The following is a 24,541-nucleotide window of genomic DNA, read 5'->3' on the forward strand; positions in this document are numbered from 1 at the left end:
TAGCCAATCATGCGCCCCAGGGGAAAACCGCCGGGAAGTCGCCGGCATCGGCTGCGGTCATCGGGCGCGCCACCAGGAACCCCTGCACGTAGGCGCAACCGGCGGTTTTGAGCCATTCGGCCTGGGCCTGGGTCTCGACGCCCTCGGCGATGACGGTGATATCGTAGGCCGCGCACAGGGCGATCACGCTGCGCACCAGGGCGATGTCGGGCGCCGACTCGGGCAGCCGGGCCACCAGGTGGCGGTCGAGTTTAAGGGTGTCGATGGGCAAATCGCGCAGCATGCGCAGCGAGCAGTCGCCGGCGCCAAAGTCGTCCAGCGCTACGCGGATGCCCAGTTCGCGCAGGCGGTTGACCTGCTTCACCGCCGCATCGATGTTGTACATCAGCGAGGTCTCGGCCACTTCCACCTCCAGCTGGTGCCCCTGCAGGCCGTATTCCTCGATGACCCGGGCCAGCTCGTCGGCCAGCCCCGGCATGGCGAACTGCGCGCGGCTCAGGCTGATGCCCAGCACCAGCTCGGGGCCAAAGCGTGCGCCCCAGCCGCGGCGCTGGTCAGCGCCCTTGCGGTAGATCCAGCTGGCCAGGCGGTTGATCAGCCGGGCTTCTTCCAGCAGCGGAATGAACAGCCCCGGCGGCACGTCGCCGACACTGGGGTGCTTCCAGCGCAGCAGCGCCTCGAAGCCGCGCAGGCGGCCGTCGGCAAAGGCCACCTGCGGCTGGTAGACCAGGGTGAAGTCGTTCTGCTCGATGGCGGCGCGCACGCTGTCCTCGAGCATCAGCCGCGAACGGGCGCGGCCGTTGAGTTCCTCGTCGTAGAAGCGGTACTGCTGGCGCCCGGCCTGCTTGGCCGCATACATCGCCGCATCTGCGGCGCGCAGCAGGCCTTCGACGTTGGCGCCGCAATCAGGGTAGGTGGCAATGCCGATGCTCACCCCCAGGCTGACCTCCAGCCCGTCCACTTCCTTGAAGCCCGACATGCGCTCCAGCAACTGCTCGGCGAAGCGCCCGGCCTGTTCGGGGTACGGCAGGCCGTCGAACAGCGCGGTGAACTCGTCGCCGCCCATGCGCGCCAGCAGCGCGGCGCTGCCCAGGCAATCCTTGAGCTGCTCGGCAACCCAGCGCAACACCTGGTCGCCGGCCTCGTGGCCGAGCAGGTCGTTGATGCGCTTGAAGCCGTCCAGGTCCATGTACATCAGGGCCTTGGCCTTGCCCGAACGCTCATTGCGCAGCAGCGCGCTCTCGGCGGTCTGGTAAAAGCCGCGGCGGTTGAGCAGGCCGGTCAGCGGGTCGGTCACCGCCTGGTACTCCAGCTGCTGATGCAGGCTACGCACCACCGACATGTCCAGCACCGTCACCACCATGGCCTTCTGCTCGGCCGGCAGCGGCGCACAAGACAACGCCACCGGCACCAGCTGCCCGTGCAGGGTACGCAGCTGGGCATCGTGCACGCGGAAGATCTGCCGCCCCAGGTAGGCCTGGTAGAAGTCCGATTCGCGCCACAGGCTGGCGCAGGGCAGCTGGATCAGGTCCAGCACGTGGGCGCCCTGCAACTTGTCCACAGGGGTTTCCAGCAGCCGCGAGATGGCCGGGTTGGCGAAGCCGATGGTGCCCGACTCGTCCACCACCAGGATGCCTTCGGCGGCGTTCTCCAGAATGGAGGCGTTGAAGGCCCGCGCCGACTCGAGCTCGCGGGTCAGGCGCTGGAGCATGCGCCGGTTGTGCTGCTGTTCCAGCAGCGCCTGTACCTTGGGCTTGAGAATTTGCGGGTCGAAGGGCTTGAACAGGTAGTCCACCGCGCCACTGGCATAGCCCTTGAGCACAGCGGCTTCGGATTGTTCGTTGGCGGTCAGGAAGATGATCGGTGTCAGCCGCGTGCGCTGGCTGCCGCGCATCAGCCGGGCCACCTCGAAGCCGTCCATCTCAGGCATCTGCACGTCGAGCAGGACCAGGTCCACCTCGTGCTCCAGCAGGGTGCTCAGGGCTTCCATGCCGGAACTTGCGGTCAGCACCTGCCAATCCTGGCGCGACAGCAAGGCCCGCATGCTGATGAGGTTTTCCGGATAGTCGTCTACGACCAGTAGTGTCGACCGGTTGTCCGGCTGTTGTGTGTGAGCGACATCCATGCTGCTTCTCTTGTAGGACCGACTGCTACATCAGATTGGATCCGATAGTTACTCTAGTCAGGGCGCCCGAAGACGCAACAATCAACCGATGGCTATACGCCATGAATTTGATGTTAGCCGACTAACGGTAAACGCGCCGTGCAACTTGTCATGCCCCGAAGGCTTCGTAGCGGTCGATGCACACGTCGCGCATGGCCTTGATGGTTTCACCGAAGAACTTGCGCGGGTCGAACTCGCTCGGGTTCAGCGCCACCGGGCTTCGACTACTCAGCCGCTCACCGCTCGCGAGGCACGAATGCTTCCTTACCCAAGCCGCAGTCGGGGCAGAGCCACTCCTGCGGAATCTCTTCGAATGCAGTACCCGGATCAATTCCATGCTCAGGATCACCGCGAGCAGGATCGTAGACATACCAGCACATTTCACAACGATACTCGGCAAACAGTGTCGTCATCGCTCTCCCCTTTACTGTTCCAACCGCACCAGTGATTCAACCCTCAAGCTCGCCCTGTTCTACGCAGCGCGCCGACCAGATACTCGACCATCACCTTGATCTTCTGCGAGACATGCCGTCCAGGCTGAAAAAGGATCCATGCCATCCCTTGCAGCCTCCCCACGTACTTCCACTCGGGCAGCACTTCCACCAAAGTGTTGGCAGCAATTGCCTCGACAGCCAGCCTCAACGGCAAGCAGGAAATACCCACGCCCGAGAGGGTGGCATTCAGTACAGCCTCCGGGCTGTCTGAAACATAGCGGCCTGAAACCTTGATTTCGCAGGCGCCTCGAGCGGATACAAACTTCCAGCTTTGGCTTTCGCCGATATTTGACAAAGATATGCAGCTGTGTTCCGCCAAAGCCGAAGGATGTACGGGACGACCGTGCTTCTCCAGGTAACTCTCCGCAGCGCAGACAACAAAATCGACAGGAAACAACTTACGTGCGACCAATCCTAATGGCGGGTTATCCGTAACTCTTATACCGATGTCGATACTTTCAGCGATAAGGTCACTCCACCCTTCATCCGAAACAAGCTGGACATTAACACAGGGATAACGCTCCAGAAATTCAGGAACTAATTGATGGCATGTACCGTAGAGGGAACGAGGTACGGCAATACGGATAAGTCCTTGCGGGGTTTCGAGAAACCGCTCCTTGAAACGATATACATTTGCCAAAGACTCAAGCAATTCCTTGCAATGCGCGTAAACCTGAGCCCCCTCAGCATTGATTTTCAACTGCCGGGTACTGCGCTCGATCAATCGAATCGACAAAGCACTTTCAAGCTTTGATACTTGCTTACTGACTGCCGATGCGGTTAATCCTAGCCGAGCCGATGCTTCCACGAAGCTTCCCGTCTCAACCACGACAGCAAACGCAGCCATGCAGGACAACATGTCAACATGAATCTTCGGAAGGTAGCCTCGATAGTCCATTATTATGACCACTCATATCTTCAGGCCAGCAGCAAAACTTACACAACTGGCACAAGAACCGAAAAACACAGCAAACCTTTGCACGCTCACGAAAGGAAAACTTATCCGTAAATATGCAGCAGCACAGCCCCTAACAACACCAGGCTGACACCACCTACTTGGATACCCGACAGCCGCTCGCGATAAAATAAATAACCCAAGATCGCAGCAATGCCGCCCGAGAGTGTGCTGATGACTGTGACGACAGAAACCGAACCATTGAGTGCACCCCAAGAAAACGCGGAGAATCCTCCAAGGTTGAACAGACTGGCGCCGCAAAGCGAACCAAAAGTCTTCAACCTGATCGACGCGTAGTCCCGTAGTAGCTTGACGGTTTCCGGGATGAGGAATATGACCCCCACTGCATATCCCAACGCCAGCATGTTCACCGGCCCGAGCGCTGGCAAGGCGAATTTGCCCTGAATCCAGAAACTGATTCCGTAAAGCATGGCAGCAAGCAAGGCAAACCCGACAGACACCGAGCTGGTGGCCCTCCGCTCGAAACCTGCTCCGTGATCACCACGGCTGGCCAGCAAAACCCCGAAGAAGCAAACGAGAATACCGACCACCTGCCAGACCGAAAGGACTTCGCCCCCCAGCCACGCCAACAATGTCGTAAAAACACCATACGAGGTGACTAAGGGCGCTACTACTGCGGTCTTGCCAACGGCGAAGGCCTTTGAAAGCGCCAACGCACCCACTACTGTGCACAGAGAGGCGACAATACCGAGCCCTATCGCACGCCAAGGCGCAGATGTAAATTTTTCCCATTGACTGGCAGAAGCCAAAATAATAACTGTCATTAGCAAGAGCCCGAGCAACTGCCCGAATGAAACCGCCCTTTTTACCCCAACCGCTCGTGCGTTCACGCCTACCAGAAAGTCTGTTGCTCCCCAAAGTGCCGCAGCGACCAACCCCATCAATACATCCACAGTAATACTCCTTTTTATGATTACCCCCTGTATCGCCCATGACAGCAATCCAGACCGCGTCAAAAATCAAACATCTGAACCAGATGAGACCTTAAACGCCGAGGCGTTCTTGCGCGACCACCAACTTAACAACGCAATGAGTGGAACAGTCAACACCGTGGAGATAAGTGCAAGTACCAATATAATACTATAGGAACTTTCAGACAGCACCCCCGCCTGCAGTCCTACTCCGAGAATCACCAATTCTACGAGACCTTTAGTATTCATCAGCACTCCGACCTCTATTGAAACTTTTGGTTTCAATCCAGATGCCCTAGCTCCAATATATGAACCCAGCACCTTGCCGACAGTCCCCCCCAGCAGAAACAAAAGCAGCCACAGCCAAAGACCAGGTTCGGTGAAAGCGCCCAGCGAAACCTGGATACCCGCGCTGGCAAAAAAGATCGGGGCAAGAAACAGATGACCGAATCTGCCGATCCAACGGCGCCAGGCCTGTTCCATCGAGTACAAATCGTGAAATACGTATGCTGCCAAGACCGCGCCTATGGCATGGTGAAAGCCAAGCATCGCGGTGACTTGCGCCGAAAAGAGGCAATAGACCAAGGCAATCCCGACACGGGAACGCTCACCGAGCGCGATGTGGATTATCCGCTTTTTCAGCCACGGACGGACCACTAGGAGCATCAAACCGGTATAAAGTGCAAGGGCAGCGCCCCTAATCACGCTCTCGAACAGACCAACTGTTCCACCGAACTGCAACGTCAACACCAGCGCCAGTGCAAACCAAGCAAAAACATCTGTGTAGACCGCCGCTGAAAGCGCTAAACGACCGGCCTGCACATCAATACCTCGATGCTCTTGGATGATGCTGACAAGCACAGGGAGTGCGGTCGCCGACAGAGCGACACCACAGAAGATCACATAAGACCAATAGGGCTGCGCCGGAGCGATTGACGTCTTCGACCATGCGCCAATAAAGCAGCCCAGGGAAAATGACAGAGCGACACCAAGCGTCGCGATCAGGACAGGGGTCAATTGCCCTCCCTTCCGCTTCCCGACACCGGCGGCATGCCAAGGCACTTCCACCATTAGCATGATCAGCCCTAGCTCGCCGAGTGCCCGAACAACTTCCGTCGATTCGGGTGTGAGCACTTTCTCCGAAATTTGCGGAAACCACGTACCCAGCACCGTGGGCCCCAACAGGATACCGGCGACGATTTCACCAACCACCCGGCTCTGGCCAAACATTGTCGCTACACGCCCGCAAACCTTGCATGCAAGCAAAATCAAACATACCAACACTATCCAGTTCGACATGGATTGTCCCTCATCCAGAACCGGCCATTGATACCTGAAACTACGCGAGCGTCAGTTTCAGATGCTCATGAACGATCTCGGCGTGGCAGCGCAAAACCTCTGCATCCTCATGGATGAGGTAAACAAACCCCCAGCTCGACAGAAAGTCCCGAGTCGACTCGATGACTTCTCCCTTCTCCACAAGAAGTCCAAGCTCGTGGAACGAATCGAGTGCCTTGACCAGTGCATCACCTTCAATACCCGTCACCGTGCCGCCCTGCTCACAAATCAGACAACAGATACAGAAGTGTTTTTCGTAGCGCGGAACAGGCAACGTGAGCGGGATATGGCCTAGGTAGATATTGATGTTGAGGTCATAGCAGTTCAGCCCTGCGCACAATTCTATGAGGGAGGGCACATTCGCCCCAGGCAGACGGCCGTTCTGTTCGATGATGAAATGTCCAGCAGGGTTGATTTTGAACTCGATATCGTTGATGCCAATATTTGCTTCAATGGCCGAGTTGACTTGGGAGATATAGGCAAATGCCTGCCGCGCCAAATCGCTTACGGGCGAAATGGATCGAATGTTTCGATAAACGCTTGGGTAGTCGCCGATCTGAATTTTTTCGTACTCGGCGAAGCAAAGAATCTGTCGTCCTATCGCTCCCAGATTCGCCGTAACAATGAAGTATTCAGGTCCTTCAACATATGCTTCCACCAGTGCATCCCTCTCCTCCTGTACCCCAGGCTCGGCATTGCTTTCAATAGCGGCCAATGCCTTGTACATATCGCTCCTCGAGTGGCAGACCTTCACGTTCTTGGCACCCGTGCCTTGGGTCGGTTTGACCACGACTGGAAAGGCGATACCTGGGTCATACCCCTCAGCCAGTTTTTCCGAGGACAGCTTGAGAGCAGGCGTTACAGGGACCCCTTCTTGCTGCAAACGACGCTTCATTTCAAGCTTGTTCAGCCGGGCCACGCATGTTTGGATCGGATTGCCCGCCACCCCCAGATGAGCGGCCAAACGATCGCTAATTCGCAATGCCGAATCGGAACCTGGAATCACCGCAAGTACCACCCTACCCACCATGCTAGTCTTGGCCTGCTCCAGGCTCTCGACATGCACCACTTCGTCGAAGCCATCGACACCATGCAGTTTCTGCAAGCGCCCGGGAAACTGCTTGCGGGTAATCAGGGCCAAGGCGTGATATCCCTTTTTACGAATATCTTGTCCGTAGCGACGACCCGAACTGATGGGGTCAATGACAACCACCGTCTGATGTCGAGTATTCATCCCAGGCTCCGCATGGCTTTGTACATGTAGTCGTAGTACCGAAGCGCGACGTTGTAGCGAATCATCACGCCCAGTGAAAGTTCGCGCACCACATCCTCGCCACAAGACGCATAGTGCTGTAGCACCGTTTCGTACCAGGCGGCGCTATGCCGGGTGTCAATGCTGATATGGGCCTTGTGGTAGGCAATCACGTCTTCTGGCAACCCCAAGCGTTCCATGGCCGCCGTGGTGGCACCAAAACGTACCGGTGCTGACCCTTCCACCAATCCCATAGCGCCGATAAGGCGCATGTTGTACTCACGGCGTACCGCCCACATCAACAGTATGTTGCCATTCATCAAGCATTCGATAGGAGGTGCCTCCGTACTGATACCCGCCCGTCCCAACAGATCACGCATGTAGCTGGAAGAGGTGCGGAACATCGTGGTGTGTACGGCGGCGAAGTCACCATTGCCCATCTCATCCCAGTAGTTCTCGCCTGCAATCATCTTGCAATGAGTCGGCATACCCAGTTGAGCCACGGCCATTAAGTCATCGAAAGAACCATCGACCATTTCTTCCATGCAGATGTAATAGGCTACTTGCTCGGCACAAGCCTGATAGCGCATGAAGTCCACGAAAAACCGGATATCTTCATTGATCTTCTTCTCGCACGCCACGTACCACGAGAGAAATGCTTCCTTTGTAGTCGGCAGCGCCCTCAGATCAATCAAACGCTCCTCGTCAGCAGTCCATTCGTCCTCCAGGCATTCCACGATATCGCGGGACGACCTAAGCGATCGTTGCGTGGCAACAAGCTGTGCCGGGTCCCCGAGAAAACAGCGGTAATAATTAGCGAGTTGTTGCTGGGTGTCACGGGCCAATTGTTTCATCTCCCCTCCTCAATACAGAACAGTCGGCAGTTCGCTGGAATGAAGGTCGAAAGCTTCATATGACGGTCCCACCTCGTAAAGGTGTGTAAGTCTTGAATGTGCTTCACGCAGGCTAGGGATATGGCCGTCCTCGACCCACCACAGCACCACCCGGGGTCGTGATACGGAATCAAACCATTCCCTTCCACGCTGCATGAAAGTCTTGTGCGGGGTTTCGTAGAGAAAGGCCTTGAGCGATTCAACATCCTTCCAGAGTGAGAGCGTGTAGAGATAGCCCTCGCCCCACAACTGATCCAACAACTGCTGGTTCTCTTCGGTCTCACGCCAGATAAATCCCGGATGCTGCTCCGCCAGACCGTTCACATAGCCGGTCGAGGCATAGAACTCTTCCATCCTTGAATCCTCCTTGGGAAATTTGGGTTTCACCAGATCGAACTGTGCAAGTCTCCGGTTCATATTTCCTCCCACTTTTGGACTTCGATAATGTTTCGATCAGGGTCTCGTACATATACAAAAGTGCAGACCCCTACGCCCGCAACAGGCTGCCTCGCCAATTTCCCAAGAAGCCATCCGCCTGCGCTGATCACCTTGGCGCATATCGAATCCAGATCTGAAACTTCAAAAGCGATGTGCGTGAAACCACGTGAATTTGCAAATCTTTCCGTTTCATCACGAACAACAAGGTACTGGAACACTTCCAGCGTCGGACCATCCTCCTCGTAACCAGGAAACCGAAGATGAACCCCTTCAATTTCCGGTTCGACCAAGCCGGTACCGTCTGCCACAGTTTGCCCTGAGAGCCTGCGTACAGGGCCGAGTGGAGTACAGCCAAATACATCAATATAAAATTTGGCGATCTTCTTCCAGTCGGCAGTGATCAGATTAGTGTGTGCATACTTAACTTTTGACATACACAACACCCTCGATAATCAATCACGAAAAACGAAGGTTTCATGCTCGACCTTTCGGTCTTTGTCTCTCGCTCTTTCCCAGGTGGTATTGAGAATGATGCGAGAGACATCTTGTGTCAGCGGTTTTACGCGATGCAGGGTGGTATCAGCCTTGAGCAGATAAACATCGCCGGCGAGATGAAAGTACGAATCTATTTTGTTCTCTACCAACAGATCTTCCACGCGCGGATTTTGCTTGTCCCAATTGGTGTGCGGCACGCACTCTAGCAAACCACCGGCCTCAAGTGCTGGTGCTTCAACGATCCAGATAATCGTGTAGGGGTAGTCACCCCAATGCCAACCATGCGTATCACCCGACTTGTGCTGGCTATTAATTATGTAATTATCCCACTTCCAAGGAGTAGGAATGACCTCCTCCTGTACGATATGACCAATTAAACTCATCAAATAACGAGACTTGTAAGCACGCGGAATATATCGCCCATGATTTTCGATACTTTCCTGTGGAACATTACTCAGATAGCGCGGTGTATTACCAGTAGACTCAATCAAGAAGTCACGCCGCTTAGCAAAATTAGCCAGCAAGTACTTTACATCATCAGAAATACGATCACGAACCAGAGGATCAATCAGGTGATTAATTTTCAAGTAACCATCCCTGGCAAACCGATGCTGCTCCCAAAAAAAGTCACGACCTACGAATGGATCTGACTCCAATACATCTGGACCCATACCCCGACCTGATTCAAAAGTAACATTCTCTAACATTTGACACTCCATGCTTATCAAGGATTAGGTTTTTGCTGACACACTAGAATCCTAATCATTTGACATGCGCGAATATATCCCCCATCCCGACTTGCTCTCATTCCTCAGGCCATGTAATCCCCTCCTGAAAAATAGCGAGCTTCTTAAATTACTCATCACACGGCTGCGTTTCCCTAAGGTTCCAAGTCGAGACTAAGTGCAAGTACTCAACCTTGGCTGCTTGGCTACGGGATGGCCAAGATCGAGTAGATAGGCGGGTACTCACTCACCCGCCGCTCTCTCGCACCACCACGCGCACGATGCAGTACAAGGCAGTTCGGGTAAGGCGGCTAAGCCAGTAGTTCGTATCCAATCTCGAGATCCGCCCGAGTCGCACCACAGTTTCGAGGTCACATGGGCACGGGATACTTAGGTAGCTTGGTGAGTGCTTCTGCTTAGAGGAGAACCGTCAACTAAAGGATCGATGAGTGGCGTGAGGTACTGAAGAAACCACGCCCTGTTGGAGGCATAACCTGTACGGGTCTTGATGGCACGGTTAAACACCACTTGCGGTGGCCTCGCCTGACGCCTACCCGCTTGGCCCATGATCTCTCGCGCACGGAAGCGTTAACGCGGGCACAAAAAAACCCGCATCTCTGCGGGTTTTTTCGTGCGACTAAGCCTGAGTCAGTTGACCTTGGCAGCCAGTTCGCCTTTCAGGTAACGCTGGAACATCCCTTCCAGGGAGATCGGCTTGATCTTCGAGGCGTTGCCGGCGGTGCCGAAGGCTTCGTAGCGGGCGATGCACACGTCGCGCATGGCCTTGACGGTTTCACCGAAGAACTTGCGCGGGTCGAACTCGCTCGGGTTCTGCGCCATCAGGCGACGCATGGCACCGGTGGAGGCCAGGCGCAGGTCGGTGTCGATGTTGACCTTGCGCACGCCGTGCTTGATGCCTTCGACGATTTCTTCAACCGGTACGCCGTAGGTTTCTTTGATGTCACCGCCGTACTGGTTGATGATCGCCAGCCACTCTTGCGGCACCGAGGAAGAACCGTGCATCACCAGGTGGGTGTTGGGGATGCGCTTGTGGATTTCCTTGATGCGGTCGATCGCCAGCACGTCGCCGGTAGGCGGCTTGGTGAACTTGTAGGCGCCGTGGCTGGTGCCGATGGCGATGGCCAGGGCGTCGACCTGGGTCTTCTTGACGAAATCGGCGGCTTCTTCCGGGTCGGTCAGCATCTGGCTGTGGTCCAGCACGCCTTCGGCGCCGATGCCGTCTTCTTCGCCGGCCATGCCGGTTTCCAGCGAACCCAGGCAACCCAGCTCGCCTTCTACCGAAACGCCGCAGGCGTGGGCCATGGCCACGGTCTGCTGGGTCACGCGCACGTTGTACTCGTAGTCGGTCGGGGTCTTGCCGTCTTCGCCCAGCGAGCCGTCCATCATCACCGAGCTGAAGCCCAGCTGGATGGAGCGCTGGCACACGTCAGGGCTGGTGCCGTGGTCCTGGTGCATGCACACCGGGATGTGCGGGAATTCTTCGATGGCGGCCAGGATCAGGTGGCGCAGGAACGGGGCACCGGCGTATTTGCGGGCGCCGGCCGAAGCCTGGACGATCACCGGGGAGTCGGTCTTGTCAGCCGCTTCCATGATGGCGCGCATCTGCTCGAGGTTGTTGACGTTGAAAGCCGGAACGCCGTAACCGAACTCGGCGGCGTGGTCCAGCATCTGGCGCATGCTAATGAGTGCCATTGTGTATCTCTCTCCCGACAAGCGTCGTTTGTTTCATGCAAGCCTGCCGCAGGGGCGGTTGCTGTTCAAGTAGTGTGGGCCACCGCGGCGGCCCGGCCAGTCACGGTGCCTTGCAGCCCCGCCCAATCAGATCGTCGGTCGCTACCCAGTACACCAGGCCTTCCTCGCCCTTGGTGTGGAAGGCCAGCACGCCATCGCTGTACAGCGCGCCCGAGGCGCCCGGCTCGGCCTTGAGCCGGTAGACCTGGTCGCCACCACCCAGGCGCACGTCGACCGTGTCCTGTTTGGCGTCGGCGAAGCGCCACAGCACCTCGGCCTGGCTGTCGCAGACCCAGCGGGTCCAGTTGTCCGCCGGGGCGGGCTTGGCGGGTTGCAGCAGCGAGCAGCCCGCCAGGGTTGCCAGGGCCATCAGGGCCAGTAGTGCTTTCATCCGTTAAACCTCGTTGCGGGCTGCTTTGCAGCCCATCGCCGGCAAGCCGGCTCCTGCACAAATCGCGTGTAGGAGCCGGCTTGCCGGCGATGGGCCGCAACACGGCCCCAATGTCCAAGACCACAAAACCTGCGTTAGGTTGCCCTGGGCCCGATCAAGGGCAGCCGGGGGCCTTGCGCTGGTGTTCGTCGTCATACTTTTCCAGGCCGTCCGGGCCCAGGCGCTTGTTGATCACCGGGGCCGTCTCGGCCTGCCACTGCGATTGGTAGCAACCGCCCTTGGGCGGCTGCGACGGTTCGCCGTCGGCGCCCTTGTGGCTGGAACAGGCGCCCAGCAACAAGGCCACGATCATCACAGGCAATTGCTTGACCATCAGGTCGCTCCCTTTGCCAGGCGCCGCCCTTGTCAGGCTTTTGCCCGCTCTTCCAGGATCGCCACGGCCGGCAGCACCTTGCCTTCGACGAACTCGAGGAAGGCGCCGCCACCGGTAGAAATGTAGGAGATATCCTTGCTCACGCCATACTTGTCGATGGCCGCCAGGGTGTCGCCACCGCCGGCGATGGAGAACGCCGCACTGTCGGCGATGGCCTTGGCCAGCACTTTGGTGCCGTTGCCGAACTGGTCGAACTCGAACACGCCGACCGGGCCGTTCCACAGGATGGTCTTCGACGACTTCAGCAGCTCGGCGAAGTTGGCGGCGGTTTGCGGGCCGATGTCCAGAATCATGTCGTCGGCCGCCACGTCGGCGATGGCCTTGACCGTGGCTTCAGCGCTTTCGGCGAATTCCTTGGCAACCACAACGTCCACCGGCAGCGGCACGCTGACCTTGGCGGCGATGGCCTTGGCGGTCTCGACCAGGTCAGGCTCGTACAGCGACTTGCCGACCGGGTGGCCGGCAGCGGCGAGGAAGGTGTTGGCGATGCCGCCACCGACGATCAGCTGGTCGCACACCGAGCTCAGGCTGTTCAGTACGTCCAGCTTGGTCGATACCTTGGAGCCGGCGACGATGGCGGCCATCGGCTTGGCCGGGGCCTTCAGGGCCTTGCCCAGGGCGTCCAGCTCGGCGGCCAGCAGCGGGCCTGCAGCGGCGACTTTGGCGAACTTGGCCACGCCATGGGTGGAACCCTCGGCGCGGTGGGCGGTGCCGAAGGCGTCCATCACGAACACGTCGCACAGGGCCGCGTACTGCTGCGCCAGCTCGTCGCTGTTCTTTTTCTCGCCCTTGTTGAAGCGCACGTTCTCGAACAGCACCAGGTCACCGGCCTTGACCTCGACACCGCCCAGGTAGTCGGCCACCAGCGGTACGTCGCGGCCCAGGGCCTTGCTCAGGTAGTCGGCGACCGGCTTGAGGCTGTTTTCGGCAGAGAATTCGCCTTCGGTCGGGCGGCCCAGGTGCGAGCAGACCATTACCGCCGCGCCCTTTTCCAGGGCCAGCTTGATGGTCGGCAGCGCTGCCAGAATACGCGCGTCGCTGGTTACCACAGCGTCCTTCACAGGTACGTTGAGGTCTTCGCGGATCAGTACGCGCTTACCTTGCAGGTCGAGGTCGGTCATCTTCAACACGGTCATGAATGCAGTCCTTCAGGGCTGTTTGCTGCGGGTAGGGTTTACGACGTGCAGGTAATGCTGGGCAACGTCGAGCATACGGTTGGCGAACCCCCATTCGTTGTCGAACCAGGCCAGCAGGTTCACCAGGCGGGGGCCGGAAACGCGGGTCTGGCTGGCATCGACGATGGCCGAATGCGGGTCATGGTTGAAATCACAGCTGGCGTGGGGCAGCTCGGTGTAGGCCAGCAAGCCTTTGAGCGGGCCGTCCAGCGCGGCCTCGCGCAGTACCTGGTTGACCTCGGCGGCACTGGTGTCGCGGGCGGTCTGCAGGGTGATGTCCAGGCACGAGACGTTGACGGTCGGCACGCGTACGGCTTTGGCCTGGATTCGCCCGGCAAGTTCCGGGAGCAGGCGCTCGATACCGCGGGCAAGGCCGGTGGACACCGGGATCACCGACTGGAACGCCGAACGGGTGCGGCGCAGGTCTTCGTGGTGATAGGCATCGATCACCGGCTGGTCGTTCATCGCCGAGTGGATGGTGGTGATCTGCACGTACTCGATGCCGAACGCCTGGTCCAGCACCCGCAGCAGCGGCACGCCGCAGTTGGTGGTGCAGGAGGCGTTGGACACCAGGCGCTCCTCGCCACTCAGGCAAGCCTGGTTGATGCCGTAGACCACGGTGGCATCGACGTCGGCCTCGCTGGCCATGGGCTGGGAAAACAGCACCCGCGGCGCGCCGGCATCGAGAAAGCGCTGGCCCTCGGCGCGGGTGTTGTAGGCGCCGGAGCACTCCAGCACCAGGTCGATGTCCAGGGCCGCCCAGTCGACGCCCTCGGGGGTGGCGCTGCGCAGCACTTTCACGCAGTCGCCATTGATGTGCAGACAATCGCCGTCGACCTTCACCTCGCCGGGGAAACGCCCGTGGGTGGAGTCGAAGCGTGTCAGGTATTCGATGCTGGCCTGGTCGGCCAGGTCGTTCAGCGCGACGATCTCGAAACCGGCCTGCGCGCCCCGCTCGAACAGTGCGCGCAGGACACAGCGGCCGATGCGGCCGTAACCGTTGAGTGCAACTTTGTAGGGACGCGGGTGGGGCATCAGAGGTCTCACGAACGCATGATGGCTGTTGGGGCCGCGTTGCGGCCCATCGCGACACAAGGCCGCTCCTACAGATATCGCGAAGGTCTCGGGCCTGCGCAATACCTGTAGGAGCGGCCTTGTGTCGCGATGGAGGGCGAAGCCCTCCCCTTGCACGACATGAAGGGCGTCACCACCCTTCACTTTTACATCAGTCTTCCAGCAGCTCTTCAGCGGTACCCAGGATGTTGTCCAGGGTGAAGCCGAATTCCTCGAACAGCGCAGGGGCCGGGGCCGACTCGCCGTAGGTGGTCATGCCGATGACGCGGCCTTCGAGGCCGACGTACTTGTACCAGAAGTCGGCGTGGGCAGCTTCGATGGCGATGCGCGCACCCACTTGCAGCGGCAGTACCGACTGCTTGTACGCAGCGTCCTGGGCATCGAACACGCTGGTGCTCGGCATCGACACGACGCGGACCTTGCGGCCCTGCTCGCTCAGTTTGTCGAACGCCTGCACCGCCAGGCCCACTTCGGAGCCGGTGGCGATCAGGATCAGCTCAGGCTCGCCGGCGCAATCCTTGAGCACGTAACCGCCGCGGGCGATATCGGCGATCTGCTGGGCATCGCGGTCCTGGTGCTGCAGGTTCTGGCGCGAGAAGATCAGCGCCGAAGGGCCGTCCTTGCGCTCCAGGGCGTACTTCCAGGACACGGCGGACTCCACCGCGTCGGCCGGGCGCCAGGTGTCCAGGTTCGGGGTGCTGCGCAGGCTGGTCAGCTGCTCGATCGGCTGGTGGGTCGGGCCGTCTTCACCCAGGCCGATGGAGTCGTGGGTGTAGACATGGATCACGCGCTGCTTCATCAGTGCCGACATGCGCACTGCGTTGCGGGCGTATTCCATGAACATCAGGAAGGTGGCGCCGTAAGGTACCAGGCCGCCGTGCAGGGCGACGCCGTTCATGATGGCGGTCATGCCGAACTCGCGCACGCCGTAGAACACGTAGTTGCCGCTGGCATCATTGGCTTCGACGCCCTTGCAGCCTTTCCACAGGGTCAGGTTGGAACCGGCCAGGTCCGCAGAGCCGCCGAGGAACTCAGGCAGCAGCGGGCCGAAGGCGTTCAGGGTGTTCTGGCTGGCCTTGCGGCTGGCGATGGTCTCGCCCTTGGCGGCCACTTCGTTGATGTAGGCCTGGGCCTTCTCGCTGAAGTCGGCTGGCAGGTCACCGGCGGCGCGGCGCTTGAATTCGGCAGCCAGCTCCGGGTAGGCCTTGGCGTAGGCGTCGAAGCGTTGGTTCCAGTCGGCTTCTGCCTTGGCACCGGCGGCCTTGGCATCCCATTCGGCGTAGATGTCGGCGGGGATTTCGAACGGGCCGTGGTTCCAGTTCAGCTCTTTGCGGGCCAGGGCGATCTCGTCGTTGCCCAGCGGTGCACCGTGGCAGTCTTCTTTGCCCTGCTTGTTCGGCGAACCGAAACCAATGATGGTCTTGCAGCAGATCAGGGTCGGACGGTCGCTCTTGCGCGCAGTCTCGATGGCGGTCTTGATCTCGTCGGCATCGTGGCCGTTGACGTTGCGGATCACCAGCCAGTTATAGGCCTCGAAACGCGCCGGGGTGTTGTCGGTGAACCAGCCGTGCACTTCACCGTCGATGGAGATGCCGTTGTCGTCGTAGAAGGCGACCAGCTTGTTCAGGCCCAGGGTGCCGGCCAGCGAGGCGACTTCGTGGGAAATGCCTTCCATCATGCAGCCATCGCCCAGGAACACGTAGGTGTTGTGGTCGACGATGTTGTGGCCATCACGGTTGAACTGGGCAGCCAGCACTTTTTCGGCCAGGGCAAAGCCCACGGCGTTGGCGATACCCTGGCCGAGCGGGCCGGTGGTGGTCTCGACGCCCGGGGTGTAGCCGTATTCCGGGTGGCCCGGGGTGCGGCTGTGCAGCTGACGGAAGCCCTTGAGGTCGTCGATGGTGACGTCGTAGCCGGTCAGGTGCAGCAGCGAGTAGATCAGCATCGAGCCGTGGCCGTTGGACAGCACGAAGCGGTCACGGTCGGCGAAGCTCGGGTTGCTCGGGTTGTGCTTCAGGTAGTCGCGCCAAAGCACTTCGGCGATATCCGCCATGCCCATGGGGGCACCTGGGTGGCCGCTGTTGGCCTTTTGCACGGCATCCATGCTGAGGGCACGAATGGCGTTGGCACGTTCACGACGGCTGGGCATCGCTGATCTCCTGGGGCTTGAATAGGTGGTGAAACGAAAAAAGGCGGCCATTTTCGCCCACTGCGGGGGCCGGGGGCAAACATTAAAGCGCCAAGCGGCACGCTTTCAGCTGCAAGCGAAAGCCAGTTCACGCCCGGAGCGTCTTTTTGCTTGCCGCTTGAGGCTTGTAACTTACAGCTCATCGTCAATATCAAAACTTTTTGATATTGACCTTGCAGAGGCAACATCACCTGACTAGACTGCCGCGTCATGAACCTGCGTGCGCATTCGATTCCCCAGCAAAGCGACGCACTGGCCGCCCTGTGCAAGGCCAGTGGCGATGAGCTGCGCCTGAACGTTTTGCGCGCCCTGGCCAACGACTCGTTCGGCGTACTGGAGCTGGCGCAGATCTTCGACATCGGCCAGTCCGGCATGAGCCATCACCTGAAAGTGCTGGCCCAGGCCGAGCTTGTGGCCACCCGCCGCGAAGGCAATGCGATCTTCTACCGCCGCGCCCTGCCCGACAGCCAGCGCCTGGGCGGGCGCCTGCATTCGGCGCTGCTCGAAGAAGTCGACGAACTGGCCCTGGCGCAAGACGTGCTGGCACGCATCGCCCAGGTACAGCAGCGCCGCGCCGCCACCAGCCAGGACTTCTTCCTGCGTGTGGAAGAAAAATTCCGCGCCCAGCAGGACCTGATCGCCGGCCTGCCACAGTACCGCGAAAGCCTGCTGGCGCTGCTCGACAAGCTCAGCTTCGGGCCTTCGGCTTGCGCGCTGGAAGTCGGCCCGGGCGACGGCGGCTTTCTGCCGGACCTGGCCCGACGCTTTGCCCAGGTCACGGCCATGGACAACAGCCCGACCATGCTCGAGCTGGCCCGCCAGGTATGCGAGCGGGAAAATTTGCATAACGTAAATCTGCAGTTGGCCGATGCACTGGGTGCAACAGGTGCAAACGCCGACTGCGTGGTGCTGAACATGGTCCTGCACCATTTCAGCGACCCGGCCCTGGCCCTGCGCCAGCTGGCCACCCGGGTGAAGGCGGGCGGCAGCCTGCTGGTCACCGAACTGTGCAGCCATGACCAGGGGTGGGCCCGCGAAGCGTGCGGCGACCTGTGGCTTGGTTTCGAACAGGAAGACCTGGCCCGTTGGGCCACAGCGGCGGGGCTGTCCCCGCAAGACAGCCTCTACGTGGGCTTGCGTAACGGTTTCCAGATTCAGGTTCGCCATTTCCTGCGGGCCACTGGCGACATACAACATCGGTAAATTCAGGAACCCCTCGAGATGAGCGAATACTCCCTTTTCACCTCCGAGTCCGTGTCCGAAGGGCATCCGGACAAGATCGCCGACCAGATTTCCGACGCGGTACTGGACGCCATCATCGCCCAGGACAAATACGCCCGCGTGGCCTGTGAAACCCTGGTCAAGACCGGTGTCGCCATCATCGCCGGCGAAGTCACCACCTCGGCCTGGGTCGACCTGGAAGACCTGGTGCGCAAGGTCATCATCGACATCGGCTACAACAGCTCCGACGTCGGCTTCGACGGCGCCACTTGCGCCGTGATGAACATCATCGGCAAGCAGTCGGTGGACATCGCCCAAGGCGTCGACCGCTCCAAGCCGGAAGACCAGGGCGCCGGTGACCAGGGCCTGATGTTCGGCTACGCCAGCAACGAAACCGAAGTGCTGATGCCTGCGCCGATCTGCTTCTCGCACCGCCTGGTCGAGCGCCAGGCCGAAGCGCGTAAGTCCGGCCTGCTGCCATGGCTGCGCCCGGATGCCAAGTCGCAGGTCACCTGCCGCTACGAAGACGGCAAGGTCGTCGGTATCGACGCGGTTGTACTGTCGACCCAGCACAACCCTGAGGTCTCGCTCAAAGACCTGCAGGAAGCGGTGATGGAACTGATCGTCAAGCACACCCTGCCCGCCGAGCTGCTGCACAAGGGCACCCAGTACCACATCAACCCGACCGGCAACTTCATCATCGGTGGCCCGGTGGGCGACTGCGGCCTGACCGGCCGCAAGATCATCGTCGACTCCTACGGCGGCATGGCTCGCCACGGTGGCGGCGCGTTCTCCGGCAAGGACCCGTCCAAGGTCGACCGTTCGGCAGCCTACGCCGGCCGTTACGTAGCCAAGAACATCGTTGCTGCCGGCCTTGCCGAGCGCTGCGAGATCCAGGTGTCCTACGCCATCGGCGTGGCCCAGCCGACCTCCATCTCGATCAACACCTTCGGCACCGGCAAGGTTTCCGACGACAAGATCATCCAACTGGTGCGCGAGTGCTTCGACCTGCGTCCGTACGCCATCACCACCATGCTCGACCTGCTGCACCCGATGTACCAGGAAACCGCAGCCTACGGCCACTTCGGCCGCGAGCCGCAGCAAAAGACCGTGGGTGACGACACCTTCACCACCTTCACCTGGGAACGCACCGACCGCGCCGCCGCCCTGCGCGACGCCGCCGGCCTGTAAGCTTCCTACAGCGCTACAGGAAAGCCCCTGCCGAGTAATCGGCAGGGGCTTTTTTCATGAAATATCACCTGACAAAGCGCCTGCCACGCCATCGATCATCCCTGCCTAGGCTGAGCATTCCCCATCGCCCCGCAAGGATGCCCGGCCATGCCGTACTGGTTAGTGCTAATGCTGTTCACCCCCCTGGCCCATGCCGAACCCTGCCCCGACTGGCCCGCGCAACGTGCAGCCGACGAAGTCGCGCAACTGCGCCAGACCCTCGCCCGTTGGGACGACCACTACCACCGCCAGGGCATCGCGCTGGTCGCTGACGAGCTCTATGACCAGAGCCGCCAGCGCCTGCAGCACCTGCAGGGCTGCTTCGAGCTGCCAGGCCAGGACAACCCGCTGGCTAGCGCAGGCGGCACCATTGCCCACCCGTTCGCGCATACCGGCGTTGCCAAGCTCGCCGATGAAAGCGCCGTGGGCCAGTGGCTTAAGGGCAAGCAGGGGGTGTGGATACAGCCCAAGGTGGATGGCGTGGCGGTATCACTGGTGTACCGCAACGGCCGACTGCAGCAACTGCTCAGCCGCGGCGATGGCACCTTGGGGCACGACTGGAGCCGGCACATCCCGCTGCTGCAACGTATACCGCAACAGCTGCCGCAGGCCCTGGATGCGGTGTTCCAGGGCGAGCTGTACTGGCGCCTGGAAGACCACGTGCAGGCCACCGACGGCAGCCGCAACGCCCGCGGCATCGTTGCCGGGCTGATGGCACGCAAACAATTGAGCCCGGCGGAGGCCGCCGGCATCGGCCTGTTGGTCTGGGACTGGCCTGCCGGCCCGGCAACCCAGGGCGAGCGTCTGGCCGGGCTCGAGGCGCTGGGCTTCCCCGACAGCCGGCGCTTCAGCGAGGCCATCGACTCGCTCGAACAGGCCGCGCAATGGCGCCAGCACTGGTATCGCACGCCCCTGCCCTTCGCCACCGACGGAGTGATTTTGCGCCAGGGCAGTCGCCCGCCGGCCGCACGCTGGCGGGCCCAGCCACCCTACTGGCTCGCCGCCTGGAAACACCCGTTCAGCCAGGCCCTGGCCGAGGTCCGCGAGGTGCGCTTTCGCATCGGCCGCACCGGGCGTATCACACCACTGCTGCATCTGCAGCCAATTCAGCTCGATGACCGGCGCATCAGCCAGGTCAGCCTGGGGTCGCTGGCCCGCTGGCAGGCGCTGGACGTGCGCCCCGGGGACCAGGTGGCGGTGAGTCTGGCCGGCCTGACCATCCCCCGGCTGGAAAGCGTGGTACACCGTAGCCCGCACCGCACAGCAATGGCCGCCCCGCAAGCCGGCGATTACCACGCCCTCAGTTGCTGGCAGGCCAGCGAGGGCTGCCAGGAGCAGTTCCTCGCCAGGTTGGCCTGGCTGGGTGGCAAACAAGGCCTGGGTATGCCAGGCCTAGGGCCCGGGACCTGGCGCAGCCTGGTGCAAAGCGGCCTGGTCAGCAGCCTGGATGACTGGCTGGGGCTAACCCACGAACACCTGCACGAGGTCTCGGGCATCGGCCAGGCCCGCACCGAAAAACTGCTGCAAAGCTTTGCCCAAAGCCGCCAGCAACCCTTCGAACGCTGGCTGCGCGCATTGGGTGTACCGGCGCCCAGCGGCCTTGCCCTGGGGTCCGACTGGGGCGAACTTGCCTCGCGAAACATCGAGCAATGGATTGCCGAACCCGACATTGGGCCCACCCGGGCCGGCCAATTGGTGGCCTTTTTCAACCACGAGCAGGTCCAGGCCCTGGCCTTGCGCCTGCGCAACCAGCAAATCGAGGGTTTCTAATTTGCGCAGATCAGGGCAGCATTTCGTTTTCTGCTGACCTGCCCCGAAATGGAGCCACCGATGAAACTGCTTTCGTCCCTTGCCTTGTCCACCCTGCTGGGCTTTGCTGCAGGCCCGTTGCTGGCCGCCGAAGAACAGCCGGCGCTGACCGGTTGCGCAGCCAAGCGCCAGGCCATCAGCGAGCAGATCGAACAGGCCCGCGCCCATGGCAACGCCGACCAGCAGGCCGGGCTGGAAAAGGCCCTGGCCGAAGTGACCGAACACTGCACCGACAGCGGCCTGCGCAAGGAGCGCGAGCAGAAGGTGCTCGACGCCCGCCACGAAGTGAACCAGCGCACCAAGGACCTGGACAAAGCCATGAAAAAGGGTGACCCGGAGAAGATCAACAAGCGCAAGGACAAGCTGGCCGAGGCCAAGAAAGAGCTGCAGGACGCAGTCGATCAACTCGAGCGCTGATGGCGGCGCCGACGCGCCTGTAGGAGCGGCCTTGTGTCGCGATGGGCTGCGCAGCAGCCCCGGCAAGGCCGCTGCTACAGGGATGCATATCGAAGCTCAGTGGTTGCGAAACTCCGTATGACACGCCTTGCACGCCGCCTCGACCTTGTCCATCGGCCCCTTGAGCTGCGCCGCATCCAGCGGCTGGGTATGGGTAGCGTCAACCAGTTCGCCGGTCACGCCCTCCAGCTGCCGGGCCAGGTCATGAAAGCGCGCCTGGCGCTCCCAGACATCGGCCCGGGCACTGCTGTCGCCCTCGTCGCGCACCTGGGGAAAATGCTGCCAAGGCTGGTGGGACAGCGCATCGAGCTGCACCGCGCCATCGGCGAACTTCGCCCCGTCGAACGGTACCCGGCCACGCAGCATGCCGCCCATGTCTTCGCTGGTCTTGAGCATCGCCTTGAAGATCGCCTTGCGCTGGCCCAACGGCGAGTTGGGGTCGACACCGTCGCAGGCGGTCAGGGCCAGGGCAGCCAGCAGTACTACGGTCAATCGCTTGAACATCACGGTCTCTTCGGCCAGCACAATCGGGCGGCCAGTATCACCGCCCGTCGGCCAAAGACCAATAGCCATACAAAAAACAGGGCTGAATCTTCATGTTCGCCCGCTACAGGACTGCACCCATGACATCTGCATTGCGCCACCTCGCCTGGGCCCTGCCCACCCTGGCCCTGCTGGCCGGCTGCAACGGCGGCGAAAGCACCAAGCCCGAGCCCCACGCTATCGCCACCTACGCCGACGCCACCTGGCAGGACCTGCCGACGGTGAGCGATGCCGACCTGTTGGCCGGCTTCCAGGCTTGGCGCAACGGCTGTGAAAAACTCAGCCGCGACCCGGTCTGGGCCGATACCTGCAGCGCTGCTGCCGGCGTACCGGCAGACCCCGTGCAAGTGCGCGGCTTTTTGCAGCAGAACCTGCAGGTGCACGGCCTGCGCTCGGCCGAGAACAGCGCCAATGGCCTGATCACCGGCTACTACGAGCCGGTCTACCCCGGCAGCCTCAAGCGCACCGACGCAGCCCAGGTGCCGGTATACGGCGTGCCCGAGGACATGATCGTGGTGGACCTGGCCAGCGTGTACCCCGAGCTCAAGGGCAAGCGCCTGCGCGGGCGCATCGAGGGACGGGTGCTCAAGCCCTACGACACCGCCGAGGTGATCAACCGTGAAGGTGCCAAGGCACCGGTACTGGCCTGGCTGACCGACCCGATGGACCTGCAGTTCCTGCAGATCCAGGGCTCGGGGCGCGTGCAACTGGACGGCGGGCGCCAACTGCGCCTGGGCTATGCCGACCAGAACGGCCACCCCTACCGCCCCATCGGCCGCTGGCTGGTGGAGCAGGGCCAGTTGAAGAAGGAAGACGTGACCATGGGCAGCATCCACGCCTGGGCCATGGCCAACCCGCAGCGGGTGCCGGAGCTGCTGGCCAGCAACCCCAGCTATGTGTTCTTCAGCACCCGCCCGGACAGCAACGAAGGCCCGCGCGGTTCGCTCAACGTGCCGCTGACTGCCGGCTACAGCGTGGCCATCGACCGCAAGGTGATCCCCCTGGGCAGCCTGTTGTGGCTGGCCACCACCCGCCCGGACGGCAGCCCGGTGGTACGCCCAGTAGGGGCCCAGGACACCGGCGGCGCGATTACCGGCGAGGTGCGTGCCGACCTGTTCTGGGGCACCGGCCCCGAGGCTGGCGAGCTGGCCGGCAACATGAAGCAGCAGGGGCAGATCTGGATGCTCTGGCCCAAGGGCAAGGCGCTGCCTGAAGTACCCAAAGTGCCGTGACAGCACGCGCTCCTGTAGGGAACTTGGTTCGGCTCGGTATCAGACCGAAACCACAAAGAACGACACGATCAACGCCAACCCGACGAACCACACCACCGAACGCAACGCCGCCCAGTCAGCCAGGTAGCAGATGATGAACAGCAACCGACTGGTGATGTACATCACCCCCAGCACATCCTGGGTCACCTGCTCGGCATTGCCGACGATATCGGCCACCAGCACCGCCGCGGCAAACGCCGGAAACGCCTCGTAGCCGTTCTGCTGGGCCGCATGGGCGCGCCGCGGCAGGCCCGACAGGGTGTCGAGGAAAGCCCGCGGGTCGTGGTTGTCGCGCAGGCCGAAACGCCCGCTGGCCACCTTGGCGATCAAGGCGCACAGCGGCGGCAGGCACAAAGCGATGAGGATGCACCACAGGGCGACGGTCATGATCAGGACTCCTTGTTCACAGGGGAAAGGTTCAGAGCTTCATCACCAGCATGCCGGCCAGTACCAGCCCGCAAGCTAGGAGTCTCGGCCCGCCAAAAGGTTCTTTGAGGTAGCGCATGCCCAGCAGCACCACCAGGATAACGCTCAACTCGCGCAGTGCGGCCGCCTCGGCCACCGAGCCCAGGTGCATGGCCCACAGCACCAGGGCATAGCTGAACAATACGCAAAAGCCCACCGCCAAGCCCAGCTTCCACTGGGTGCGCCAGAACAGCACGAACGGCGCGCGCCGGGCAATGCTGGCCAGCAACGGGAACGGCCAGGCACTGAGCAGGGTCAGCCATACCAGGTAATCCCATGGTTTGCCCCACAGGCGCACAGCCTGGCCGTCGAACCAGGTGTAGCAGCCGATGCACAGGCCGATCAGCGCCACCACCGGCAGCATCGACCAGGGCAGGCGCTCGCCGCCACCGCCCTGCCATAGCAGGCAGGCCATGCCGCAGGGGATCAGCAGGATGCCGATGATCTGCTGGCTGCTCAGCGTTTCGCCGGCGAAAGCCAGGGTCAGGCCCAGCACCACCAATGGCGACAGGCCGCGCATAAGCGGGTAGACCAGGCCCAGGTCACCGACCCGGTATGCCTGAATCAGCAAAAAGCGGTACAGCTGCTCGGCGAAGGCCGAGGCCAGCAGCCAGGGCCATATTTCGGCCGGCGGAAACTCGGTGAAGGCCACCGCCGCCACGGCGAACACCAGCGCCACCACGTCCATGCTGGCGATCACCAGCAGGCGCTCGGCGCTGAACTTGATCAGGGTGTTCCAGGTGGCGTGCAGCAGGGCTGCGACCAGTACGAGGGAGGTTGCCAGCACGCCTTGGGGTCCTTGGTCAGGAGTTCGGGAGCTTCACTATCCTGTACCGGCCTCATCGCC

Annotated in this window: 24 protein-coding genes and 1 pseudogene; 5 read left to right on the forward strand and 20 right to left on the reverse strand. The window is 61.1% G+C overall.

The annotated features are described in order from the left end of the window. Nucleotides 1–7: 7 nt before the first annotated feature. The 17 genes and pseudogenes from KSS94_RS24605 to tkt all read right to left on the reverse strand — a co-directional run bounded on the left by KSS94_RS24605 (nt 8) and on the right by tkt (nt 16,660). Nucleotides 8–2,125, reverse strand: coding sequence for a putative bifunctional diguanylate cyclase/phosphodiesterase (locus tag KSS94_RS24605; protein WP_217840627.1), 2,118 nt, complete (start codon nt 2,123–2,125; stop codon nt 8–10). Nucleotides 2,126–2,279: 154 nt separating this feature from the next. Continuing rightward, nucleotides 2,280–2,378 (reverse strand): annotated as a pseudogene (locus KSS94_RS27715) (class II fructose-bisphosphate aldolase); the annotation flags it as partial. 22 nt (nt 2,379–2,400) lie between these two features. Next, nucleotides 2,401–2,577, reverse strand: coding sequence for a rubredoxin (locus tag KSS94_RS24615; RefSeq protein WP_217840628.1), 177 nt, complete (start codon nt 2,575–2,577; stop codon nt 2,401–2,403). A 43-nt stretch (nt 2,578–2,620) separates the two neighbouring features. Further along, on the reverse strand, nt 2,621–3,556 hold the full coding sequence (locus KSS94_RS24620; protein ID WP_217840629.1) for a LysR family transcriptional regulator: 936 nt from the start codon (nt 3,554–3,556) through the stop codon (nt 2,621–2,623). Nucleotides 3,557–3,657: 101 nt separating this feature from the next. Beyond that, the gene (locus KSS94_RS24625; RefSeq protein WP_217840630.1) at nt 3,658–4,527 is read right to left on the reverse strand and encodes a DMT family transporter; all 870 of its coding nucleotides are present in this window, start codon (nt 4,525–4,527) and stop codon (nt 3,658–3,660) included. A 66-nt stretch (nt 4,528–4,593) separates the two neighbouring features. Beyond that, nucleotides 4,594–5,844 carry a cation:proton antiporter gene (locus KSS94_RS24630; RefSeq protein ID WP_217840631.1) on the reverse strand — a complete coding sequence of 417 codons (1,251 nt, stop codon included), beginning with the start codon at nt 5,842–5,844 and terminating at the stop codon, nt 4,594–4,596. Between the two features lie 40 nt (nt 5,845–5,884). Then, nucleotides 5,885–7,117 (reverse strand): ATP-grasp domain-containing protein, encoded by a 1,233-nt coding sequence (locus tag KSS94_RS24635; RefSeq protein WP_217840632.1) that lies wholly within the window; start codon nt 7,115–7,117, stop codon nt 5,885–5,887. Next, on the reverse strand, nt 7,114–7,989 hold the full coding sequence (locus tag KSS94_RS24640; protein ID WP_217840633.1) for an iron-containing redox enzyme family protein: 876 nt from the start codon (nt 7,987–7,989) through the stop codon (nt 7,114–7,116). Before KSS94_RS24640 ends, KSS94_RS24635 begins: the two co-directional genes overlap by 4 nt. A gap of 9 nt (nt 7,990–7,998) precedes the next feature. Continuing rightward, nucleotides 7,999–8,445: a DUF3291 domain-containing protein gene (locus KSS94_RS24645; protein ID WP_217840634.1), complete on the reverse strand. Its 447-nt coding sequence runs from the start codon at nt 8,443–8,445 to the stop codon at nt 7,999–8,001. Beyond that, on the reverse strand, nt 8,442–8,900 hold the full coding sequence (locus KSS94_RS24650) for a VOC family protein (protein WP_217840635.1): 459 nt from the start codon (nt 8,898–8,900) through the stop codon (nt 8,442–8,444). Before KSS94_RS24650 ends, KSS94_RS24645 begins: the two co-directional genes overlap by 4 nt. Before the next feature lie 18 nt (nt 8,901–8,918). Then, entirely contained in the window at nt 8,919–9,668 is a 750-nt protein-coding gene (locus tag KSS94_RS24655) for a HalD/BesD family halogenase (RefSeq protein ID WP_217840636.1), read from the reverse strand. 666 nt (nt 9,669–10,334) lie between these two features. Further along, complete coding sequence (gene fba, locus KSS94_RS24660) at nt 10,335–11,399, reverse strand: class II fructose-bisphosphate aldolase (RefSeq protein WP_008093958.1); 1,065 nt, start codon at nt 11,397–11,399, stop codon at nt 10,335–10,337. Between the two features lie 100 nt (nt 11,400–11,499). Continuing rightward, nucleotides 11,500–11,829, reverse strand: coding sequence for an MliC family protein (locus KSS94_RS24665; protein ID WP_217840637.1), 330 nt, complete (start codon nt 11,827–11,829; stop codon nt 11,500–11,502). Nucleotides 11,830–11,983: 154 nt separating this feature from the next. Then, complete coding sequence (locus tag KSS94_RS24670; RefSeq protein WP_217840638.1) at nt 11,984–12,202, reverse strand: hypothetical protein; 219 nt, start codon at nt 12,200–12,202, stop codon at nt 11,984–11,986. 32 nt (nt 12,203–12,234) lie between these two features. Next, nucleotides 12,235–13,398: a phosphoglycerate kinase gene (locus tag KSS94_RS24675; RefSeq protein ID WP_217840639.1), complete on the reverse strand. Its 1,164-nt coding sequence runs from the start codon at nt 13,396–13,398 to the stop codon at nt 12,235–12,237. Between the two features lie 12 nt (nt 13,399–13,410). Next, nucleotides 13,411–14,472: an erythrose-4-phosphate dehydrogenase gene (epd, locus tag KSS94_RS24680; protein ID WP_217840640.1), complete on the reverse strand. Its 1,062-nt coding sequence runs from the start codon at nt 14,470–14,472 to the stop codon at nt 13,411–13,413. Between the two features lie 190 nt (nt 14,473–14,662). Further along, on the reverse strand, nt 14,663–16,660 hold the full coding sequence (gene tkt / locus KSS94_RS24685; RefSeq protein ID WP_217840641.1) for a transketolase: 1,998 nt from the start codon (nt 16,658–16,660) through the stop codon (nt 14,663–14,665). Nucleotides 16,661–16,909: 249 nt separating this feature from the next. On the opposite strand from tkt, the gene KSS94_RS24690 reads away from it, so the two are divergent. From KSS94_RS24690 to KSS94_RS24705, 4 genes are all read left to right on the forward strand, one after another. Next, nucleotides 16,910–17,902, forward strand: coding sequence for an ArsR/SmtB family transcription factor (locus KSS94_RS24690; RefSeq protein ID WP_217840642.1), 993 nt, complete (start codon nt 16,910–16,912; stop codon nt 17,900–17,902). 18 nt (nt 17,903–17,920) lie between these two features. Continuing rightward, on the forward strand, nt 17,921–19,111 hold the full coding sequence (gene metK, locus KSS94_RS24695; RefSeq protein ID WP_217840643.1) for a methionine adenosyltransferase: 1,191 nt from the start codon (nt 17,921–17,923) through the stop codon (nt 19,109–19,111). Between the two features lie 147 nt (nt 19,112–19,258). Further along, a complete protein-coding gene (gene ligB, locus KSS94_RS24700) occupies nt 19,259–20,920 on the forward strand; it encodes an NAD-dependent DNA ligase LigB (RefSeq protein ID WP_217840644.1) in 1,662 nt (553 codons plus the stop codon). Between the two features lie 60 nt (nt 20,921–20,980). Beyond that, entirely contained in the window at nt 20,981–21,376 is a 396-nt protein-coding gene (locus KSS94_RS24705; protein WP_217840645.1) for a DUF1090 domain-containing protein, read from the forward strand. Nucleotides 21,377–21,472: 96 nt separating this feature from the next. Here the strand turns inward: KSS94_RS24705 and KSS94_RS24710 are convergent, their stop codons facing one another. Next, nucleotides 21,473–21,919, reverse strand: coding sequence for a c-type cytochrome (locus tag KSS94_RS24710; protein ID WP_217840646.1), 447 nt, complete (start codon nt 21,917–21,919; stop codon nt 21,473–21,475). Between the two features lie 119 nt (nt 21,920–22,038). Between KSS94_RS24710 and mltA the strand changes: the two genes are divergently transcribed. Beyond that, nucleotides 22,039–23,190 (forward strand): murein transglycosylase A, encoded by a 1,152-nt coding sequence (gene mltA / locus KSS94_RS24715; protein WP_217840647.1) that lies wholly within the window; start codon nt 22,039–22,041, stop codon nt 23,188–23,190. Nucleotides 23,191–23,229: 39 nt separating this feature from the next. Here the strand turns inward: mltA and KSS94_RS24720 are convergent, their stop codons facing one another. Both KSS94_RS24720 and KSS94_RS24725 read right to left on the reverse strand, forming a co-directional pair. Then, a complete protein-coding gene (locus KSS94_RS24720) occupies nt 23,230–23,616 on the reverse strand; it encodes an MAPEG family protein (protein ID WP_217840648.1) in 387 nt (128 codons plus the stop codon). A gap of 31 nt (nt 23,617–23,647) precedes the next feature. Next, nucleotides 23,648–24,481: an EamA family transporter gene (locus KSS94_RS24725; RefSeq protein ID WP_217840649.1), complete on the reverse strand. Its 834-nt coding sequence runs from the start codon at nt 24,479–24,481 to the stop codon at nt 23,648–23,650. Nucleotides 24,482–24,541 lie beyond the last annotated feature (60 nt).

The organism is Pseudomonas fakonensis (genome assembly GCF_019139895.1).
GTDB classification, from domain to species: Bacteria; Pseudomonadota; Gammaproteobacteria; order Pseudomonadales; family Pseudomonadaceae; genus Aquipseudomonas; species Aquipseudomonas fakonensis.

Coding starts and splice junctions, on each gene's coding strand:
- KSS94_RS24665 (WP_217840637.1), bottom strand. CDS start 11,829: ATGAAAGCACTACTGGCCCTGATGGCCCTGGCAACCCTGGCGGGCTGC.
- KSS94_RS24645 (WP_217840634.1), bottom strand. CDS start 8,445: ATGAACCGGAGACTTGCACAGTTCGATCTGGTGAAACCCAAATTTCCC.
- KSS94_RS24710 (WP_217840646.1), bottom strand. CDS start 21,919: ATGTTCAAGCGATTGACCGTAGTACTGCTGGCTGCCCTGGCCCTGACC.
- KSS94_RS24690 (WP_217840642.1), top strand. CDS start 16,910: ATGAACCTGCGTGCGCATTCGATTCCCCAGCAAAGCGACGCACTGGCC.
- KSS94_RS24635 (WP_217840632.1), bottom strand. CDS start 7,117: ATGAATACTCGACATCAGACGGTGGTTGTCATTGACCCCATCAGTTCG.
- KSS94_RS24675 (WP_217840639.1), bottom strand. CDS start 13,398: ATGACCGTGTTGAAGATGACCGACCTCGACCTGCAAGGTAAGCGCGTA.
- KSS94_RS24655 (WP_217840636.1), bottom strand. CDS start 9,668: ATGTTAGAGAATGTTACTTTTGAATCAGGTCGGGGTATGGGTCCAGAT.
- KSS94_RS24620 (WP_217840629.1), bottom strand. CDS start 3,556: ATGGACTATCGAGGCTACCTTCCGAAGATTCATGTTGACATGTTGTCC.
- metK (WP_217840643.1), top strand. CDS start 17,921: ATGAGCGAATACTCCCTTTTCACCTCCGAGTCCGTGTCCGAAGGGCAT.
- KSS94_RS24705 (WP_217840645.1), top strand. CDS start 20,981: ATGAAACTGCTTTCGTCCCTTGCCTTGTCCACCCTGCTGGGCTTTGCT.
- ligB (WP_217840644.1), top strand. CDS start 19,259: ATGCCGTACTGGTTAGTGCTAATGCTGTTCACCCCCCTGGCCCATGCC.
- mltA (WP_217840647.1), top strand. CDS start 22,039: ATGACATCTGCATTGCGCCACCTCGCCTGGGCCCTGCCCACCCTGGCC.
- KSS94_RS24615 (WP_217840628.1), bottom strand. CDS start 2,577: ATGACGACACTGTTTGCCGAGTATCGTTGTGAAATGTGCTGGTATGTC.
- KSS94_RS24605 (WP_217840627.1), bottom strand. CDS start 2,125: ATGGATGTCGCTCACACACAACAGCCGGACAACCGGTCGACACTACTG.
- fba (WP_008093958.1), bottom strand. CDS start 11,399: ATGGCACTCATTAGCATGCGCCAGATGCTGGACCACGCCGCCGAGTTC.
- KSS94_RS24640 (WP_217840633.1), bottom strand. CDS start 7,989: ATGAAACAATTGGCCCGTGACACCCAGCAACAACTCGCTAATTATTAC.
- KSS94_RS24650 (WP_217840635.1), bottom strand. CDS start 8,900: ATGTCAAAAGTTAAGTATGCACACACTAATCTGATCACTGCCGACTGG.
- tkt (WP_217840641.1), bottom strand. CDS start 16,660: ATGCCCAGCCGTCGTGAACGTGCCAACGCCATTCGTGCCCTCAGCATG.
- KSS94_RS24720 (WP_217840648.1), bottom strand. CDS start 23,616: ATGACCGTCGCCCTGTGGTGCATCCTCATCGCTTTGTGCCTGCCGCCG.
- KSS94_RS24630 (WP_217840631.1), bottom strand. CDS start 5,844: ATGTCGAACTGGATAGTGTTGGTATGTTTGATTTTGCTTGCATGCAAG.
- epd (WP_217840640.1), bottom strand. CDS start 14,472: ATGCCCCACCCGCGTCCCTACAAAGTTGCACTCAACGGTTACGGCCGC.
- KSS94_RS24670 (WP_217840638.1), bottom strand. CDS start 12,202: ATGGTCAAGCAATTGCCTGTGATGATCGTGGCCTTGTTGCTGGGCGCC.